Below are 13188 nucleotides of genomic sequence, written 5' to 3' on the forward strand. Positions count from 1 at the left end.
CAGCCAAAAAGTTGGGTTCGGTAGCCGACCGGTACCGAGAGCCTGGACGTATGAAGAAGCTGATCACATTGCTGGGCCGCCTGGTGTTCTGGCGGCGTCCGGGCGCCGAAGGACGCACCGTCGGCGTCGGCACCGTGCGCAGGGTCGCCGGCCAACGGCAGGTTTTCATCGAAGTCGTGGCCGTGTCGGGCGAGACATTCATCGGCAAACTGGCACGCTGTGCGGACGGTCCGGACGTGTCGATACTGCGGCCGGGGCTGGTCGTTCTGGTGGCGTTCGATCCCGCTGCCCGCGAGCAGCTTTCGCTGCCCGACGACGTGTTGGCTGTCCACGCGTCGTGGCTGGCCGCGGTCTGAGTGCTAGCGTGCGCCGTCGACCGCGAAGGTGATCAGCGCACCCCAATACAGCGGGCTGGCCGTGACATCTCCATCGCGCCAGCGCCGCATCTGCTCGCGCTGCCATTGATTCACCGCGCACCCCGCCTCGGCGGCTTCGTGGGCGTGATCGACGGCGACGACCGCGTCGGCCATCGGGTCGGCCCGGTCGCCGTCCGTAGCGGCGAATTGACGGTAGGCGGCCGTCGTGGGCAGCGACCACAGCGTGGCGGTCACCAACTGTGCGCCGCCCAGAATCATCGCGGCCACCAGGCCGGTCGCCTCGTCGAATCGATAGTCGCCGCCCGATCCGCAGGCCAGCAGGGCTACCCGGGGCGGCATCGGCAGCCGCAGCGACATCAGGTCCGACGCGGTCAGTGGACGGTGGTCGCCGATGGTGTCGGCGTCGCCGTGGGTCGCCGCCGTACAAGACAGATGCAGGGCCGCGCTATCCGCCTGGGCGACGTGATCGGCTTGGGCGTCAGCAGAACTCGCGTGGCCGACGTAGAACAACCTGCTCGGGGTGTGCGCCAGCATCGTCGCCAGCCAGCTGCGGTCGGCATCCTGACGGCGGAACAGTTCGACCGCGCCGTCGACACTCGGCAGCACCGGTCGACGCGTCATCAGCTCCGCAAAGTGCTGTGCCAACTGCGTTTCCGCTGACGGTCTGCCGAGCACCGACCCGAGCGCGGAGTCGGGGCGCTGCCCGGGCACGCGAGGGTCGAGGACCAGGACTGGCGGACCGCCGTGGCGGGTGTCCCATTCGGCCGGTGTGCGCGGTGCGTGCACGATGTTCGCCGGTACCGCCATCAGCACGTCGACCAGCTCCATCAGCCGATGGCCGTCGGTGTGGTCGCTGATATTCGTGAGTTGCCAGGGGATCCGGGCGGCCACCCGACCGCTGGCCGTAATGGCGTCCTGGCGGGCGCGTATCAATTCCTCTTTGCTCGGCCCCGATTTCGGCACCGCCAGCAGCCCCCAGGGGACCCGGGCCAGACGGGCGCTGGGGGCCACGAACAGCGTTGCGCGCGGCGAGGTCACGCACTCCAATAACAGCTGCCAGCCGGGGGTGCCGATCAGCAGCACACCCAGGATGTAGGCGACCGTGAGTTCGGTGTCGGGCGCCGCGAAAGGGCCGGTGGCCAAGGCCCGCTCGATGGCGTCGCGCCTGCTCTCGTCGCCGTGTGGCTCGGGTATGGCGTCGGTCAGCTCTTCGGTGGCCGCCAGCAGGATTGGTTCCTCCACCAACCAGGTGACGGTCCGCGACGGCTGCCCGACGATCCGCAGACTGGCGTAGGTGACGATCCCGACATCGGCATACCGCAGGACAAGAGTGAGCCGGTCCGCTTCGCTCATGGCCAGGTCGACCAAGCGGGTTCGGCAGCGGTGACGTCGCGGCCGTAGCGCTGCAGCGCCAGTGCGCGATAGTGACTCATGATCGCCGGGCTGTCGGGCTGCATCTGTAACGGCGGCAACGGGCCGAGCCGCGTGAGCGAACGCCGGGCGCCAGCGGGCGGCCCGGCAGCGGCCAGCGCCGTGGCCGGTTCCGGGTCGGTGTCGACGAGCACCGTCGCGGTGCCCGTCGATGCCCATTCGCCGATTGCCGGCCGCTGCGGATCCGTGTCGAAAGTGCCACGCGCGCTGTGATATTCGACGAGCTCACTGATCAGCGCGGTGTTCTCCCACTCCCATGCCACGGCAAACGCGCCGGCCAGAATCGGCGCCGAGATGCTGGTTGCCCAGCGCGATCTCGCGTCGGCGTCGGCGATCGAAAACCGCACCGAATCGACTGCCAGCGCGGCCGGCACCTTGAGTTCGGCGGCCTGTTCGAGTTTGGTCATCGCGCGCCAGTATTCGGGGGTGCCTACCTCGCCGTGCAGGATGCCGAGTCCCTCGGCCTGCCGCGCCTCGGTTTCCTCCAAGGTTTCGTCGGGATCGCCCGAGCTGTCGAAACCGAGGTCCGCCAAAGCATCCGCACGCCATACGGTGCCAAGGTGATTGTCGAGCTGGGCGTACTGCAGCCAACTGCTGCGCGGCGACGAGTCGAGTAGTTCGCGGGCCTGGGCGATCAGCTCGACAGCGTCGGCAAACCGGCTCCAGAAGATTGCTATCCAGCTGCGCTGCAACAAGATGCGATGCAAGTGCAGGGGCTTTCCCAACTCCCGCCAGTGCCGTTCGGCATGCGCCCAACACTCGTCGGCAGCTTCCAGTGCGCCAGATGCCAGCCGGGTAAGTCCCATGTACAGCCAGCACCGGGCGGCGTCGTGGGCCCGCTCATATCGAGCGATGACGGGTTGGGCCTCGGAGACCAGCTGCTCGGTCGTGGTGTGGTCGCCCACCGACCAGCAGGCCGCCGCACGTTCCAATTGTGTTCTGGCGTTTGCCAACTCCCAGTGCCGGGCCTGCGCCCTGGCTCCGGCGCGACGCAGCCAGGGTTCGGCTTCGGTCAGCCGCCCGGTCTCGACGCAGAATCTGCCGTAGGCCGTGGCCGCGGCCACCCGTAGTTGGTCGTCGAATTCGGTGTCGTCGAGGCTGTCGAGGGCATCGAGCACCCGCTCCCACAACGAAACCGACCGCAGGTGCAGGTCGTCGTCGCACAGCGCGGACGCGCACAGTACCTGCGCGTGGATGATCAGGCGAGCGTGCTCGTCGGCCAGTTCGGGAAACGCGTCGTCGGCCGCGCTCAACTCGGCCAGCCCCGTCTCGGCGCCTTCGTGATCGCCCTGCGCCGCGGCCAGGCCGGTGTGCAGGAACTGGGCTCGCCGCAAATAGCGACGGCTCATGTGCGCGACGTCGGTGTCCGACATCGTCACCTGGCCGGCCGCTTCCGGCATGGAGCCGGCCGCAATCCCGGAGTAGATCGCCAGACAGTCGCGGATGCGCCGGATGCACTCGTGCACTCCGTCATTCGCGCCTCGAGCGAGGTAGATGTCGCCCAGCTGGGCGAAGACTTCCAGGATCAGGTCGTCGCGATCCTCCCGCTCGATCGCGGGCACCAGGGACAGCAAGAGGTCCCGGGCGCCGGTCTCGTCGGCGACCAGTGCCAGGCGGCGGGCCCGCTCTAATTCGCCGGAGATCGACACGGCTGCATCATAAGTCCCTTTGCCGGGGGTCGGCTCCGGACAGCCCGGTGCGGCGGACGTGTGAGTGAAGCACGTCCGCCGCCCGGAGTGAGACCGATTAACCGCACGTCACCTTGATACTGAAGTCCTTGGTGATCATTCCGGCCATCGGGTTCTTCAGGTCGGCGCCCTGCGCCTGACCGGTGATGGTGTAGGTCTTGCCGTCCACCACTACGTTGGCCGACCCGACATTCGCACCCATGTTGCTGGCAACCGACAAGGCGTTGCCGTCGACCACAAGTGCCAACGACTGGACCTTCGGAGTCGCTTCGTCGGTCATCACCACGGCCAGCGCCTGCTGCTGACCACCGGTGGACCCGCTACCGATGTCGATCTTGCCGCCCTGCTTGACGCAAGTCACCGAAGCCGGGTTGACGCCCGCCAAGTCGGTGCCGCCGACCTTGATCTGAGCACCGCTCCCGGTGGCGACGCTAGGGGCGGTACTCGATGCCGGGCTGGCCGTGTGGCCGCCGCTCGAGCAGCCCACCACCGCCGAGGCGATGCCGAGAGTTCCGATCGCTCCCACGAGAAGACGCTTCACTGGTGTTCCTTCCTTAATGCGCCGCCCCGTTGGCGTCGTCATGGGAGCAAGTACAGAACGCCGGAGTTGCTACCGATCCCAATTTTTGGGTGCAACCGGTAGGCTGCGTCGACGTGGCCCGGTGAAGGGAGACATCTGATGGCCGGCGTGAATTGGCTGGAAAAGCCTGAGGTACACGACTTTCCGGCAGCGGCCGAATACCTTGCTTTGCTCGCGGACCCGTCCACCGTCAAAAAGCTGACCAAGCGATTGCGCTCGGGCAGTGTCGAACACAAGAAGGCCAAAGACATTCTCCGGGCGGCGCGGCTGAGTCTGCTGCCCGCCGACAACCCGCACGTCGCGACCGATCTCGCGAAGATCGAAAAGGGACAACCGCTCTCGCCCATCCTGCTGGTGCGCGGCGACATCGTGACCGGTGTTCCGCTCCAGATCGCCGACGGCTACCACCGCGTCTGCGCGAGCTATCACACCGACGAGAACACCCCCATACCGGTTGTGCTGGCGACACTGAACCGCGGCAAGTAGGACGGCCGGCACCCGGCAGATCGGCCCACCGGGCGCAGTGCTTGAGTGTGTCATTGTGATTGAGATCCAGGCCTTGAAAACAGGGACAGCGTCGGTGCGGGTGTTGACCCTCTCGTCGGGGCGCGTCAATGCCCTCGATGTGGAAGTGCTGGAAGAACTGGCCGGCTCGGTTCGTGAGCTGCAGGATTCGGGCAACGGTCCGCTGGTTATCACCGGCGCCGGCCGGGTGTTCAGTGCCGGGGTCGACCTCAACCGCGTGGTGGACGGCGGTCGCGACTACACCGACCGGCTGGTTCCGGCGCTGTCTGACGCCTTCGACGCGTTGTTCTGCTTTCCCTGGCCGACGGTGGCCGCCATCAACGGTGCCGCCATCGCGGGCGGATGTGTGCTGGCGTGTGCCTGTGATCGCCGCCTGATCAGTCCCGATGCGGGGATCGGAGCGGCCGAGGTTCGCGTCGGTGTCTCGTTCCCGGTCGCCGCGCTGGAAGTGATGCGTTACGCCTGCGGAGACCACGCCGAGGAAGTGCTGCTGGGCGGACGCACCTTCAAAGGGGCCGACGCCATCACCCGCGGGCTTGCCCACCGCGTCGTCGCCGACGATCTGGTTGAGGCGGCGGTCGCGGAGGCCTCAGATCTCGGCGGCATCCCGGTCGAGGCGTATCGCGATACGAAGGCCCAACTGCGGGCCCCGGCCGTGGCGCGGATCCGCCAGGGTGGCCCTACTGATGCCGAAGTCCGCCAGCTGTGGGGCGCAGACGAAACGCAGCAGCGCATCGCTGCCTACGTCGAGAGTCTTCGACGCCGGGACTGATCACTCCTCGAGCGCGACGCCGCCGCGGGTGCGCCGGCGCATGCGGTGCGAGCCCTTGCCCGTCGGACGGCGGTTACGCAATCCGCTCTGGGGTTCCTCGGTGTCCTCGGTGTCCTCGGTGTCATCGGTCTCGTCGGTGGACTCGGCGTCCGTCGGCTCTTCGGTTGAGGGCGCTGACTCTTCCTCTTCCTCGGCGCTTTCGGCGGTGGCCTCGACGGGCTCTTCCGCCTGTTCTTCGGCTTCGGTTTCTTCGGCCGTGACGGTCTCGGCATCCTCGGTTTCCGCGTCGTTCGCGGTGTCCGTGGCTTCCTCAGCCTCGTCCTCGTCGTCCTTCTTGCGGCCCTGACGACGCTGTTTGGCCTTCTTGGCCTTGATCGGCTTCGGCGGGGGCGGCGGCAATTCGGCGACAAACGACAGGTAGAACGCGAAAAATCCGAGGAGGCCAATCGCCGCGGCGGCGCCGTAGATCCCGAACAAATACTGTCCGGCAGTGTCCAGGCTGAGCCAGATCTCGCTGATCGCGGTGCCGATGATCAGCACCCCGGCCAGCACATGGGCCACGATCGACCAAAACCTGATCGACAGGGCCATCTGTGGGGTGCCCAGCTCCGGCTTGCGAGTCCGTTGCAGGGTAAACACCACCGGCAGCGCGGCCAGGGCGATCAACGCCCCCGCAGCTATCCGACCCGCCATCCCCAGTCCGCGCGGCGTGTCGCCCAGCAGCTCGGACCAGCGCGGCAGCACACAGAGGAAATAGAGGACGCCGGCACTGATCGAAAACAACAAGTGCCAAGGTATGGCGACCTTGCGCCCCATACGCCTCCTCATGGTGGTGAGCCCACGCCAGCCTAAACGCCGAGTGCACCCGATTTGCGGAGGATGCGGGATTTGAACCCGCGAGGGCGTTAACCCAACCCGCGTTCCAGGCGAGCGCCATAGGCCACTAGGCGAATCCTCCGTGGCCATGGTAGCCGCTGGGTCAACGGGGAATGTCCCGCGGCCGTCACCGTCTGATGCGAGCCAGGTATTACACTCGCGATGGACCCCGCGCGGCGTCTATCCTGTGAACTCCCCCAGGGCCGGAAGGCAGCAAGGGTCAATGGGCTCTGTCGGGTGCGCGGGGTCCCCTATGTCGAGGCCGTGCAACCAGTGCGTACGCCGCAAGCCGGCCCATTCTCAGGCGTTCGACAGCGAAAGGCCCTTGAGCAAGCATGGTGGCGTTCGATTCCCTCAGCCCCGAAGAGCTCACCGCACTGCACGCGCGCAACCAGCAGAATTATGCGGAGCTGCAGGCCAAGAAGCTGCACTTGGATCTGACCCGGGGCAAACCGGCCCCGGAGCAGCTCGACTTGTCCAACCAGCTGCTGAGCATGCCCGGTGATGACTTCCGCGATGCCGAGGGCACGGACACCCGCAACTACGGCGGCCTGCACGGCCTGCCCGGGCTGCGGACCGTCTTCGGCGAGCTGCTCGGCATCCCGGTGCCCAACCTGATCGCCGGGAACAACTCCAGCCTGGAGCTGATGCACGACCTCGTTGTCTTCTCGATGCTGTACGGCGGCGTCGATTCGCAACGGCCCTGGAAGGACGAGCCCAGCGTCAAGTTCCTGTGCCCCGCTCCCGGCTATGACCGGCACTTCGCCATCACCGAGACCATGGGCATCGAGATGATCCTGATCCCGATGCGCGACGACGGCCCGGACGTCGACCTGATCGAGGAGCTCGTCGCCGTCGACCCCGCGATCAAGGGGATGTGGACGGTGCCGGTGTTCGGCAACCCCACCGGGGTGACGTATTCCTGGGAAACCGTTCGCCGGCTGGTCCAGATGCGGACGGCGGCACCCGACTTCCGGCTGTTCTGGGACAACGCCTACGCGGTGCACACCCTGACCCACGACTTCCTGCGCCAGATCGACATACTCGGGCTGGCCGCCACGGCCGGCAACCCGAACCGGCCTTACGTCTTCGCGTCCACCTCGAAGATCACCTTCGCCGGCTCCGGTGTCAGTTTCCTGGGCGGATCGCTGGGCAACGTCGCCTGGTACCTGCAATACGCGGGCAAGAAGTCGATCGGCCCGGACAAGATCAACCAGCTGCGGCACCTGCGCTTCTTCGGCGACGCCGACGGCGTCCGGCTGCAGATGCAGCGCCATCAGCAGATCCTGGCGCCGAAATTCGCACTGACGCTGGAAATCCTCGAGCAGCGGCTGGGCGACTCCAAGATCGCGTCGTGGACCGAGCCCAAGGGCGGCTACTTCATCAGCCTCGACGTGTCGCCCGGCACGGCGCGCCGGACCGTGGCACTGGCCAAGGATGCCGGTATCGCGGTCACCGAAGCGGGTGCGACGTTCCCGTACCGCAAGGATCCGGAGGACAAGAACATCCGGATCGCGCCCACCTTCCCGTCGCTGCCGGACCTGCGCGACGCGGTCGACGGCCTGGCGACCTGCGCGCTGCTGGCGGCGTCGGAGTCGCGGCTGGGCGCCCCGGCTCCGAGTGTGAACTGAGGGCGTTGACCGTGCTGTGGGGGCGCCACGTGTGCGCTGAGGGCGCGACATCCGACAAAACCCCGCCCTACCCGCACACTCGAAGCCGCTGATGCACTTCCGACGCTTGCCGTGCCCGCAGCGTCGTCGCACGGCGCCGGTAGCCTGCTGACCGTGGCTCTCTACCGCAAGTACCGACCGGCAACCTTCGCCGAGGTGGTGGGGCAGGAGCACGTCACCGAGCCGCTGTCCATTGCCCTGGAAGCCGGCCGGATCAACCACGCGTACCTGTTCTCCGGGCCGCGCGGCTGTGGCAAGACCTCGTCCGCGCGCATCCTGGCCCGGTCGCTGAACTGTGAGCAGGGACCGACGGCCACCCCATGCGGGGTGTGCGACTCGTGCCAGGGGCTGGCGCCGAACGCGCCCGGCACCATCGACGTAGTCGAGCTCGACGCCGCCAGCCACGGTGGCGTGGACGACACCCGCGAGCTGCGCGACCGGGCGTTCTACGCGCCGGCGCAGTCGCGCTACCGAGTGTTCATCATCGACGAGGCGCACATGGTGACCACGGCGGGGTTCAACGCACTGCTCAAGATCGTCGAGGAACCGCCCGAGCACCTCATCTTCATCTTCGCCACCACCGAACCGGAGAAGGTGCTGCCGACGATCCGATCGCGCACCCATCACTACCCGTTCCGGTTGTTGCCGCCCAAGACCATGCGTTCGCTGATCGGACGGATCTGCGAACAAGAAGGCGTCGTCGTCGACGAGGCGGTGTACCCGCTGGTGATCCGGGCCGGCGGCGGTTCGCCCCGCGACACGTTGTCGGTGCTGGACCAGTTGGTGGCCGGCTCCGAGGACGGTCCGGACGGTCCGCGCGTGACCTACCCGCGGGCGCTGGGCCTGCTGGGCGCCACCGACGTAGCGCTGATCGACGACGCCGTCGACGCGTTGGCGGCCGGGGATGCGGCGGCGATGTTCGGCGCGGTTGAATCGGTGATCGACGCCGGCCACGACCCACGGCGCTTCGCCACCGACCTGTTGGAGAGATTCCGCGATCTCCTTGTTCTGCAAGCAGTTCCGGATGCGGTGAGCCGCGGCGTGGTGGATGCGCCAGAGGATGTGCTGGATCGCATGCGCGATCAAGCGGCCCGAATCGGCGCGGCGACGCTGACCCGGTACGCCGAGGTGGTGCAGGCCGGGTTGGGGGAGATGCGCGGAGCGACGGCGCCACGGCTGCTGCTCGAGGTGGTCTGTGCGCGCCTGCTGCTGCCCTCGGCCAGCGACACCGAATCGGCTCTGCTGCAGCGCATCGAGCGCATCGAGACCCGGCTGACGATGTCCATCCCCGCCGCCGAGGCCGCGCCGGTAGCCGCAACGCCAGTGGCCCCAACGCCGGTGGCCGCCACGCCGCGCCCGGTAACCCGGCGGCCGGCACCGGCCGAACGACCGGCCGAGCCACCGGCAGAATCCGTCAGGCCCCGTCGGCAGGCCGCGGTGCCCGAGCCGGTGAGCGAACCGCCGCCCGAACCTGTGTCTACGGCTCCGCCGCCGCCCGCACCCGAGCCGGCGCCCGCACCCGAGCCGGCCGCCGAACCCGGGCCGGCCCCCGAACCACCCTCTGCCCCAGGCGAACTCAACGCGGCTGCGGTGCGCACCATGTGGCCGACGGTGCGCGACAAGGTGCGCCAGCGCAGCCGCACCACCGAAGTGATGCTGGCCGGCGCCACCGTTCGCGCGGTCGACGGCAACACGTTGGTTCTCACCCACGCGTCGGCGCCCCTGGCCAAACGGCTGTCCGAACAGCGCAACGCCGACGTCATCGCCGAGGCGCTCAAGGACGCGCTGGGCGTCAACTGGCGCGTGCGGTGTGAGGTAGGCGGACCAGCGCCCGCGGCGGCGGAACCGCCCGCTCGTGGGGCAGCGGCTCCGCCGCCTGCCGAGGAGGACCCCTCCGTAAACGCCTCTGCCGCTGCGGAATCCGCTCAGCGCGACGAGGAGGAACACATGCTTGCCGAGGCGGGCCGCAGCGATCCGTCGGCGCCGCGGCGCGACCCCGAAGAGGCCGCCCTCGAACTGTTGCAGAACGAGCTAGGCGCGCGCCGGATCGACGGCGGCTAGGCCGTCCACCACGGCCGCAGCGGCAGGCTGTCGGCGCCCCGCGGCTCAACATTGGCAGCCAGAATGTGATGGAGCTGAAGGTTGTTCTGCTCGAACGCAACTCGTGAAGCCGCCATGTACAAACCCCACACCTTGGCGACCGGCAGCGAGACCTCGGCGACGGCGGCGTCCCAGTGTTCGACGAGGTTGTGGCACCAGTCGCGCAGCGTCATCGCGTAGTGATGGCGGAAGTTCTCCGCATGCAGCACTTCGAAACCGCACTCCTGGACCTCGGTCAGGATCCGTCCCGAGCCGGTCAGCTCGGCGTCCGGGAAGACGTAACGGTCGGTGAAACCGCCCGCAAACGAGGTCTGCTTGTTGTCGTGGCGGGTGATGCAGTGGTTGAGCAGCAGACCGCCGGTGCGCAACTTCGACTTGAGCAACTCGAAGTAGGCCGGGTAGTTCTTGATTCCGATGTGCTCGGTCAGCCCGATCGAGGAGATGGCGTCGAAGTCCGCCTCGGGCATATCGCGGTAGTCGCAATGGCGCACCTCGGCGAGCGTGGCGAGCCCTTCGTCCTCGATCGCTGCGTGCGCCCACTTCGCCTGTTCGGCCGACAGGGTGGCGCCGATCGCCCGGATGCCGTGGCGGGCGGCGTAACGCACCATGCCACCCCAGCCGCAGCCCACGTCCAGCAGCCGGTCACCCGGTTGTAGCCGCAGCTTCTCGAAAATCAGCCGGTACTTGTTCTCCTGCGCCTCTTCCAGCGTCGCGTCGGCCTGCGGATAGACCGCGCAGGTGTAGGTCATCGACGGCCCGAGCACCCACTGGTAGAACCTGTTGGAAACGTCGTAGTGGTGGTGGATCGCCTCGGCGTCGCGAGCCTTGCTGTGCAGCATGCCATCTGTGATCCGGCGCCAGCGGGGCGGCGTTTCCTGCGGCGGCGGCGCGATAGGCACAAAATGTTCGACACCGATCGAGCGGACGACCTGGGCCAGCGTCCACGCCGATGGGCGCTTGAAATCCACCCGGTCGGCCAGCATCCTGAGCAGCTCGTAGGGATCGCCCGGATGCACGCCGTAGGTCTGCAGGTCGCCCGAGATGTACGCGCGGGCGATGCCGAGCTCGCCGGGCGCCGTCGCCAGATAGGTTGCGCCACGGGGTGAGCAGAGATCCAGGCCCAGCTCGGCGTCTTCGCTGCCGGCGCTGCTGCCGTCGTACGCGGTGAACTTGAGCGGGCAGCCCGCGGTGGCGGTGAAGATGGCCAACACCTCGGCCATGTTGAGCTTCCCCAATGTGGTGTGTTCGGGCTCTCGAGTCGTCGTCATCGCCGTTGCACCGCCTTTGCATAGAGATCGAGCAGACGACAGTCGGGATCGTAGGATTTCTTGACCGCTTTGTAGGCCTCGCCGCCGTAGAGCTGATCAAACTTTTCGCGGGTGTAGAAGGAGTCGGAATACAGGGACTTGTGTCCGCCGAGCTCACTGACCTTCGCCTCGATCGCCCGGTTGGTGATGCCGACGCTGTCACCGGCGGGCACCGACGACCAGAACCCGATGTTGACGAAGGTGCGGTCCGCCGGTATCGGATATAGCGGCCAGCCCCCGTGATCGCGAAGTCGCAACGGGCACAACCAGATCGGTGTGATCGGCACGTTGTCCAGAAACCACTCCAAGAATTCGGCGGACCGCCTGATCGGCACCTCGATGTCCTGGACCACCCGTTCGCGTGCCGGCCGCCCTTTGCGTGTTTCGATCCTGTCGGACGCCCCGAAGCGGCGATCCACGGCGACGAGCTTGGAGTAGATGCTGCTGCGTCGGTAGCGGCGCGGCCACCAGCGCCGCAGCCGCGGGTTTTGCATGCCGAATGCGCGTGAGCACCAGAACCAATCGGTGTCCCAGCGCCAGAGGTAGTCGTGCATGGTCAGCCGGTCGTCTTTGCTGTTTTCCGCGCCGGCGGAGTCGTGCTGAATCGACCGGTAGTAGATGTTCTTGCCGGTGTAGTCGCTGACCGGTCCCGGGGTCTTGGTTCGTCTACCGACGCAGAGGTAGCTTTCGTCGCGGCTGAAGACCACGCCGTCGAGATAGTCGACCGGGGTGCCACCCTGGCCGCCGGTGTCGATGATGCGGTCGGCTGCCGCGACCATTTCGGACAACGAATGAAATCGTATGTGCCGCAACGCCACAAACGGAGTAGTGGGCTCCAGCTCGATCCGCAGTCTCGTTGAATAACCCAGCGTCCCATAGGAATTGGGGAAAGTCCGGAACAGGTCGGAGTGCTGGGTACGAGACGTGGTGAGCAGTTCGCCGGCGCCGGTGAGAATGTCCATTTCCTGCACCGATTCGTGTGGCAAACCGTTGCGGAACGACGCCGACTCGATACCCAAGCCACTGACCGCACCGCCGAGGGTAATGGATTTGAGCTGCGGGACTACCAACGGCGAAAGACCATAAGGAAGGGTCGCCGCCACCAAATCCTCGTAGGTGCACATGCCGGCCACATCGGCGGTGCGGGTTTCCGGATCGACACCGAGGACACCGGTCAGTCCCGAGGTATCCAGGCCACGCGCGTCGCGTTTAGTGCGGGCGCGGAACAGGTTTGAGGTGGGCTTGGCCAGGCGCACCGCCGACGTTGCGGGGATGGATCGATAACTTGCCATCAACCGATCAACGCCCGACGTGTGAGCGGAGAGTGCAGAACCTGAGCCTGGCACCACATATACCCTAGTCTTCGACAACACCCCGTGCATCCGCGTGCGGGCGGTATCACAACAGAGGAGTCGCGCCCGATGGCACAGGTCAGCGCAGCCAGCACGATCTTGCTCAACGTCGAGCCCGCGGCCACATTCGCCGCGGTGGCGGACTATCAGAACGTCCGCCCGAAGATCCTGTCTCCGCAGTACAGCGAGTACCAGGTGCTGCAGGGCGGGCAAGGCCAGGGCACCGTGGTCAAGTGGAAGCTGCAGGCCACCAAATCGCGTAGCCGCGATGTGCAGGCCAACGTCGACGTCGCTGGTCACACCGTCATCGAGAAGGACGCGAATTCGTCGATGGTCACCAACTGGACGGTGGCTCCGGCGGGTCCCGGATCCAGCGTGACCGTGAAGACCAGCTGGACGGGCGCCGGCGGTGTCAAGGGTTTTTTCGAAAGGACCTTTGCGCCGTTGGGGCTGAAGAAAATTCAGGGCGAGGTGCTCTCCAACCTGAAGAAGGAACTCGAAGGCTAGGCC

General features: G+C 67.0%; 12 protein-coding genes, 1 tRNA gene and 1 other RNA gene. 7 read left to right on the plus strand and 7 right to left on the minus strand.

The features are described 5' to 3' along the window. The first annotated feature begins 11 nt into the window (after window positions 1-11). On the plus strand, window positions 12-356 hold the full coding sequence (locus ACTXG5_RS07750; RefSeq protein ID WP_445163122.1) for a hypothetical protein: 345 nt from the start codon (window positions 12-14) through the stop codon (window positions 354-356). A 3-nt stretch (window positions 357-359) separates the two neighbouring features. Here ACTXG5_RS07750 and ACTXG5_RS07755 read toward each other — a convergent pair whose 3' ends face one another. From ACTXG5_RS07755 to ACTXG5_RS07765, 3 genes are all read right to left on the minus strand, one after another. Beyond that, window positions 360-1730: a CHAT domain-containing protein gene (locus ACTXG5_RS07755; RefSeq protein WP_445163123.1), complete on the minus strand. Its 1371-nt coding sequence runs from the start codon at window positions 1728-1730 to the stop codon at window positions 360-362. After that, window positions 1727-3457 carry a hypothetical protein gene (locus ACTXG5_RS07760; protein ID WP_445163124.1) on the minus strand — a complete coding sequence of 577 codons (1731 nt, stop codon included), beginning with the start codon at window positions 3455-3457 and terminating at the stop codon, window positions 1727-1729. The genes ACTXG5_RS07755 and ACTXG5_RS07760 overlap by 4 nt, the downstream gene beginning before the upstream one ends. 97 nt (window positions 3458-3554) lie before the next feature. Beyond that, window positions 3555-4037 (minus strand): lipoprotein LpqH, encoded by a 483-nt coding sequence (locus ACTXG5_RS07765; RefSeq protein ID WP_445163125.1) that lies wholly within the window; start codon window positions 4035-4037, stop codon window positions 3555-3557. A gap of 138 nt (window positions 4038-4175) precedes the next feature. On the opposite strand from ACTXG5_RS07765, the gene ACTXG5_RS07770 reads away from it, so the two are divergent. Together ACTXG5_RS07770 and ACTXG5_RS07775 are read left to right on the plus strand one after the other, a co-directional pair. After that, complete coding sequence (locus ACTXG5_RS07770) at window positions 4176-4562, plus strand: hypothetical protein (protein WP_445163126.1); 387 nt, start codon at window positions 4176-4178, stop codon at window positions 4560-4562. A 73-nt stretch (window positions 4563-4635) separates the two neighbouring features. Beyond that, a complete protein-coding gene (locus tag ACTXG5_RS07775; protein WP_445163127.1) occupies window positions 4636-5373 on the plus strand; it encodes an enoyl-CoA hydratase/isomerase family protein in 738 nt (245 codons plus the stop codon). Here the strand turns inward: ACTXG5_RS07775 and ACTXG5_RS07780 are convergent, their stop codons facing one another. Both ACTXG5_RS07780 and ACTXG5_RS07785 read right to left on the minus strand, forming a co-directional pair. After that, complete coding sequence (locus tag ACTXG5_RS07780) at window positions 5374-6189, minus strand: hypothetical protein (protein ID WP_445163128.1); 816 nt, start codon at window positions 6187-6189, stop codon at window positions 5374-5376. A gap of 57 nt (window positions 6190-6246) precedes the next feature. Beyond that, window positions 6247-6331, minus strand: a tRNA-Ser gene (locus ACTXG5_RS07785). A gap of 78 nt (window positions 6332-6409) precedes the next feature. On the opposite strand from ACTXG5_RS07785, the gene ffs reads away from it, so the two are divergent. The 3 genes from ffs to ACTXG5_RS07800 all read left to right on the plus strand — a co-directional run bounded on the left by ffs (window position 6410) and on the right by ACTXG5_RS07800 (window position 9980). Then, window positions 6410-6506, plus strand: an RNA gene (gene ffs / locus ACTXG5_RS07790) — signal recognition particle sRNA small type. 81 nt (window positions 6507-6587) lie between these two features. Beyond that, window positions 6588-7880, plus strand: coding sequence for an aminotransferase class I/II-fold pyridoxal phosphate-dependent enzyme (locus ACTXG5_RS07795; RefSeq protein ID WP_445163129.1), 1293 nt, complete (start codon window positions 6588-6590; stop codon window positions 7878-7880). Window positions 7881-8033: 153 nt separating this feature from the next. Beyond that, window positions 8034-9980, plus strand: coding sequence for a DNA polymerase III subunits gamma/tau (locus ACTXG5_RS07800; RefSeq protein WP_445163130.1), 1947 nt, complete (start codon window positions 8034-8036; stop codon window positions 9978-9980). Here the strand turns inward: ACTXG5_RS07800 and ACTXG5_RS07805 are convergent. After that, a complete protein-coding gene (locus ACTXG5_RS07805; RefSeq protein WP_445163131.1) occupies window positions 9977-11287 on the minus strand; it encodes a class I SAM-dependent methyltransferase in 1311 nt (436 codons plus the stop codon). The genes ACTXG5_RS07800 and ACTXG5_RS07805 overlap by 4 nt on opposite strands. Then, window positions 11284-12618, minus strand: coding sequence for an FAD-binding protein (locus ACTXG5_RS07810; RefSeq protein ID WP_445163132.1), 1335 nt, complete (start codon window positions 12616-12618; stop codon window positions 11284-11286). Before ACTXG5_RS07810 ends, ACTXG5_RS07805 begins: the two co-directional genes overlap by 4 nt. 129 nt (window positions 12619-12747) lie before the next feature. Between ACTXG5_RS07810 and ACTXG5_RS07815 the strand changes: the two genes are divergently transcribed. After that, entirely contained in the window at window positions 12748-13185 is a 438-nt protein-coding gene (locus ACTXG5_RS07815) for an SRPBCC family protein (protein WP_445163133.1), read from the plus strand. The last annotated feature ends 3 nt before the right edge of the window (window positions 13186-13188 follow it).

Source organism: Mycobacterium sp. Dal123C01 (assembly GCF_052566995.1).

Coding starts and splice junctions, on each gene's coding strand:
- ACTXG5_RS07755 (WP_445163123.1), bottom strand. CDS start 1,730: ATGAGCGAAGCGGACCGGCTCACTCTTGTCCTGCGGTATGCCGATGTC.
- ACTXG5_RS07770 (WP_445163126.1), top strand. CDS start 4,176: ATGGCCGGCGTGAATTGGCTGGAAAAGCCTGAGGTACACGACTTTCCG.
- ACTXG5_RS07780 (WP_445163128.1), bottom strand. CDS start 6,189: ATGGGGCGCAAGGTCGCCATACCTTGGCACTTGTTGTTTTCGATCAGT.
- ACTXG5_RS07805 (WP_445163131.1), bottom strand. CDS start 11,287: ATGACGACGACTCGAGAGCCCGAACACACCACATTGGGGAAGCTCAAC.
- ACTXG5_RS07810 (WP_445163132.1), bottom strand. CDS start 12,618: ATGGCAAGTTATCGATCCATCCCCGCAACGTCGGCGGTGCGCCTGGCC.
- ACTXG5_RS07815 (WP_445163133.1), top strand. CDS start 12,748: ATGGCACAGGTCAGCGCAGCCAGCACGATCTTGCTCAACGTCGAGCCC.